The organism is Caenibacillus caldisaponilyticus, assembly GCF_002003465.1.
GTDB lineage: Bacteria > Bacillota > Bacilli > Bacillales > Sporolactobacillaceae > Caenibacillus > Caenibacillus caldisaponilyticus.
In genome coordinates, this window is record NZ_BDDQ01000056.1 from 1 (window position 1) to 4,200 (window position 4,200).

8 protein-coding genes are annotated in these 4,200 nt (G+C 45.8%); all 8 read right to left on the bottom strand.

From position 1 onward, the window contains the following. A partial coding sequence (locus tag CCB157_RS13985) for a hypothetical protein (protein ID WP_143287063.1) occupies positions 1-412 on the bottom strand: 412 nt, incomplete at its 3' end. Between the two features lie 160 nt (positions 413-572). After that, positions 573-983, bottom strand: coding sequence for a hypothetical protein (locus CCB157_RS13990; protein WP_077616499.1), 411 nt, complete (start codon positions 981-983; stop codon positions 573-575). Positions 984-1,141: 158 nt separating this feature from the next. After that, a complete protein-coding gene (locus CCB157_RS13995) occupies positions 1,142-2,113 on the bottom strand; it encodes a glycoside hydrolase family 25 protein (RefSeq protein ID WP_077616500.1) in 972 nt (323 codons plus the stop codon). A 51-nt stretch (positions 2,114-2,164) separates the two neighbouring features. Further along, positions 2,165-2,386 carry a phage holin gene (locus tag CCB157_RS14000; RefSeq protein ID WP_077616501.1) on the bottom strand — a complete coding sequence of 74 codons (222 nt, stop codon included), beginning with the start codon at positions 2,384-2,386 and terminating at the stop codon, positions 2,165-2,167. A gap of 7 nt (positions 2,387-2,393) precedes the next feature. After that, a complete protein-coding gene (locus CCB157_RS14005) occupies positions 2,394-2,675 on the bottom strand; it encodes a hypothetical protein (RefSeq protein ID WP_077616502.1) in 282 nt (93 codons plus the stop codon). A gap of 37 nt (positions 2,676-2,712) precedes the next feature. After that, complete coding sequence (locus CCB157_RS14010; RefSeq protein WP_143287064.1) at positions 2,713-2,934, bottom strand: hypothetical protein; 222 nt, start codon at positions 2,932-2,934, stop codon at positions 2,713-2,715. Next, positions 2,918-3,124, bottom strand: coding sequence for a hypothetical protein (locus CCB157_RS14015; protein WP_077616504.1), 207 nt, complete (start codon positions 3,122-3,124; stop codon positions 2,918-2,920). The genes CCB157_RS14010 and CCB157_RS14015 overlap by 17 nt, the downstream gene beginning before the upstream one ends. A 68-nt stretch (positions 3,125-3,192) precedes the next feature. Continuing rightward, positions 3,193-4,200 (bottom strand): tail fiber domain-containing protein (locus CCB157_RS14020; RefSeq protein ID WP_238594728.1); only part of this gene is annotated, 1,008 nt, incomplete at its 5' end.

The window sequence follows — 4,200 nt, forward strand, 5'->3', positions numbered from 1 at the left end:
CCGGGACCCCATCCTCATATGTGCATTCTTCAATGGGGAATTCTTGAATATCCCCGTTTGGGATCGGTTCATGCCATTCAATGATGCCGTCCTCGCGGAGATAGAATCCACAATCGTGCATTTCTCCATTTCGGATGAAAACACGATCGATGTACCACTTGCGCGGCTCCCGATTTTCAAACTCTGCTCGAATCGCTTCCAGCATTTCCTTTCGGGCGGCCTCTTCGGTCTCATGATAGCTGAGACCGGATTCCCCGGCTTCAATGTCATGCGCGGGAACCTCATCCGCGAAAGGATATTCCGGGCCCCAGGCGAAGAAGTACCGTCCGTCATCGACTTTCCCGACGACGTATGCTTCGCCGTCGATCGGGAAGTCATCGCGTCGGGCGATTGTCTCAACGACTTGAGCCATGATGTTCAGCTCCTTCTCCTTTTTAGTGGTGTATTCTTCAATGAACCTCCTGATCAATTCGCTGCCATTTGTTGCGGCTCGATTGTTTGCCCGTTGCCACCGAGCCCAAAGAGTATCCTCGATTCTGAATTGGCGTTTGATTAACCCCACTGTTGTCACCTCATGCGATATTCTTTTCTACATCGTCCACAGTCACATCGACGATTTTCCCGCCGACAACAGCCACAAAATACCGACCTTTCCACGGCTCGTTCACTTCGTAGATGCGGCCTTCCTTCAATTCAAAATAGGTTGTTCCAGTTTTTCCTGAAGAGCTCCATTTCCTTTCAGCCGCGTTCAGAAACACGCGATCGAATTTGAAACGGGGGTGACGACCGACGATTTCGGCCACCCATTCCCGGCCGCCGCTGGGTTGATGGTTGACGCCGAAACGGACGGTTTTCGGCGCCCGAACTTCAGCCCAAGCCATCCGGAGCGCTTCTGCCAAATATTCAACGACTTTGCCACCGAACCGACGTTGACCTTGTTTCGCGATTTCCCAAGCCCTGCGCATCACTTCTTTCTTTTGCATTTTTGATTTCCTCCTTTTGGTTTCCTTTTCTGATTCTAGTATATCATCTTGTGGTGACACGTCAATACCTTGTCACCACAAAAATTAAAGTTTTTATTTTCTGATTATTTATGGGCACAAAAAAATAACCCCCGCATCCGAAGATACAGGGGTAATTATTAAGGCAATTTAATCTTTTGACCTGGATAAATTAAATCTGGGTTTTTGATCTTGTTTAGCTTAACAAGCTCTGCAACGGATGTATTGTAACGGGCAGCAATTCCTGACAACGTATCTCCCTTTTTCACCACATACACTTTCGTGCTCGACGGCGCCGTGGAGCTTCCGCTGATTTTCAGCTTTTGACCAGGATAAATTAGATCAGGATTTTCAAACCCATTTAATTTTGCCAAGGCTGAAACGGTCGTATGGTATTTTTTAGCGATCGCCCACAAAGTATCGCCTTTTTTGACCGTATAGGTTGTTACTTCTTGGGCAGCCGGCTTTGACTCCGACTTAGGTTTGCTCGTCGGCTTTTTAGCAGCGCCAAAATCAACGTATGAATAATTCATATCGACATGGTCGTTTATTCCATGCACAATTCCGGAGTTCGTAAACTGCCACATGACAACATTCTCGTCGTTGTAGGTTAACTTATCTCCCCACTGTGCGACCCATTTTTTGTATTTGCCGAGCTTAGAACTGTTTAACCGATTTTCCAACCAGTCCTTATTGGCATACAGCATCACATCATAGCCAGCATCGCTGACGATCGATAAAAAGGTGTCACATATATCAACAAGCACGTTGTTAGCCGGCATACCGTGCTTTTCTTTGTAATGATCCGCATCTTCCATATCGAAGGCGATCGGATAGGATGGCTTTTTGCCTTTCAGCAAACGTAACGCATGGGCCGCTTCGCTTTTGGCTTGTTCAACGGTAAGAGCGTAAGAATAAAGATATGCCCCCCATGGAATACCAACACGCTCAGCTTCTCGGACGTTGCGTTCGAATTGACTATCATCTTGGGATTTAATGTCGCTGCCGTAGCCCATACGAATCATCGCGAATTTGACACCGTCCGCTTTTACCTTATCCCAGTTGATTTCACCATTATGTTCGGATACATCAATGCCCTTTAACATTGCCATATTTTAAGTCCTCTCCTTCATAAAAATAAAGAAGAGCCGGCTAAGCAGCTCTTATTTTGCCAAGCCTTCTTTCTTTAGCACTTCTTTTTGAGCTAAACCCTTTTTGGTCAAGTAATTGTTTTTGAACGCAGTCCAAACAACGACCACTGCTGCTGCAAGATCGGCAATGCTGTCGATCAAATCCTGCGGAATCTCAATGCCAAACGGTTGTAAGACTAATTTCACAGCTGCGAGAATCGCCAACACCATACGAACGACACTTGCTTTATCCATGTAAAAATCACCCTCCTAAATATTTTCCAAATGCCAATGCCGCAGATATTATTGCTACAATCCAACCACCCCACAGTCGTATATCAGTCCAAACAGAAGAACGCCCAGCGGCTTTCGCCTGGAGCGTTCCGATCTGTTCTTCAACATGTTCAATCTTCTCTCGGAGACCGTTATAACGTTTGATGATCGCTCGTGTCTCACGCATTTCCGCGCGAAGATCTTGCAATTCGCTACGGAATTGGATCATCTGCTCGAATAGCTCTTTGTTTGAATACCATTGCTCACTCAAGTATCTGCCTCCTCTACCCAAAAGAAAAAGCCCGGACTCATTGATCGGGGCTTTCCCCAAGTTTTTCAACCACCTTTTGCTTCACCAAATCCGACAGTTGATCAAAGGTTTTCCCAGTGTATTCGTCGGCCGTGAGCGGGATATATCCGCTGATGTTGATCGAGCGCGCATCATCGTTGCCGTTGAAGTAAACTTGAACTTTTGAAATCGCCCCACCGTCTTGATAATTGATTGAGATCGAATTAATTTGAATTTGCATCATTTATCTTCCCCTTTCTTTGATTATTGGTATTTTCAGTTTTCAGCTCATTCAACTGCTTTTCCAGTTCTCCGATTTTTTGTTGCTGTTGAGTCGCCAGTGCGTCCAATAAGGCTTTCTCATACGAGAGTTGCGCAATTTGAGCACGCAAAGAACTAATGATGAGATTAGTGTCGATATTATTGTTCATGTTTTTCCTCCTTCACAAAAAATGGAAAATCAAAAGGCAAGCCATCGGCTTGCCTTAAATATTGGGCTTCATGCTATTTTCGTCTCCAATTCATTTATACGATTTTCTAGATATGTGACGTATTGCTTCAAGTAGTCATTTTCGGTTTCTAACCATGCGATACGATCATGATGGTCGGCGGACACAGGGATCAGCAGCGTCCACAATCGATCGTATTCGATACCTTCCAACTCGTCGCCGTTGTATGTGGCATACTCCGGAAGTCCAACAGCGACGACATCCTCCGCAATCAAACCATAGTGACGGCGCAGCCCATCCGTGCTTCCGCCGTTCTCGGAGATTTCGGTCTTGTCGAACCACGATTTTGGTTTGAGACCGAGGATTCGCTCGGCATATCCGTTGTCGAGCGGCACCTCTTGGATGTCCGCTTTGTATTTCATGGCCGAGGAAATTCGGCCAAGGACGCCGTTTGACGTGACATACATGTTAGCGGATCCGGAATAGGTACGGTTATAAACCGGGTAGGATTGAATCCGAGCTGATGTGCTGTCGGTGCCGAAGTTGATCAGCGACGTGTCATTTTGGACAATGTGCAAATATCCCGCGCCGTTGCTAAGATCAGTTGGAGCCTCGTATATTTTGAAGCCGTTTCCGCCCTTCCATTCGAGACCTTCACCGGCGCCAGGATCATTGAATGTGAGCTTGTTAACATTATAGATTTCGCTGTTGTTCATATTTATTCCGGCGCCGTTGGATTCGTATTGATTCGCCAAGAAGTTTATTTTGCTGACGTTTATAATAGCCAAGCCATCACTGCTGTTTCCAGATATTCCGTTTTCGATCAACACTCCATTTGGTGCTGATATGAACAGTTGCTTTGTACTATCGTAGTACGGCCTAATCTCATAGAAGTCCAAAACGCCGCCGTAAGATGTATCTCCATGAGAGAAGACCAATTCATCAGGATCTAGTCGTACCAGATGTTGCTTATTACCTTCATGCGATTCGATAACTAGTTCTAAACCATCGAATGTCCCTGTAGCATTCAAATCGTCCATTATATTGGTTATTATCAA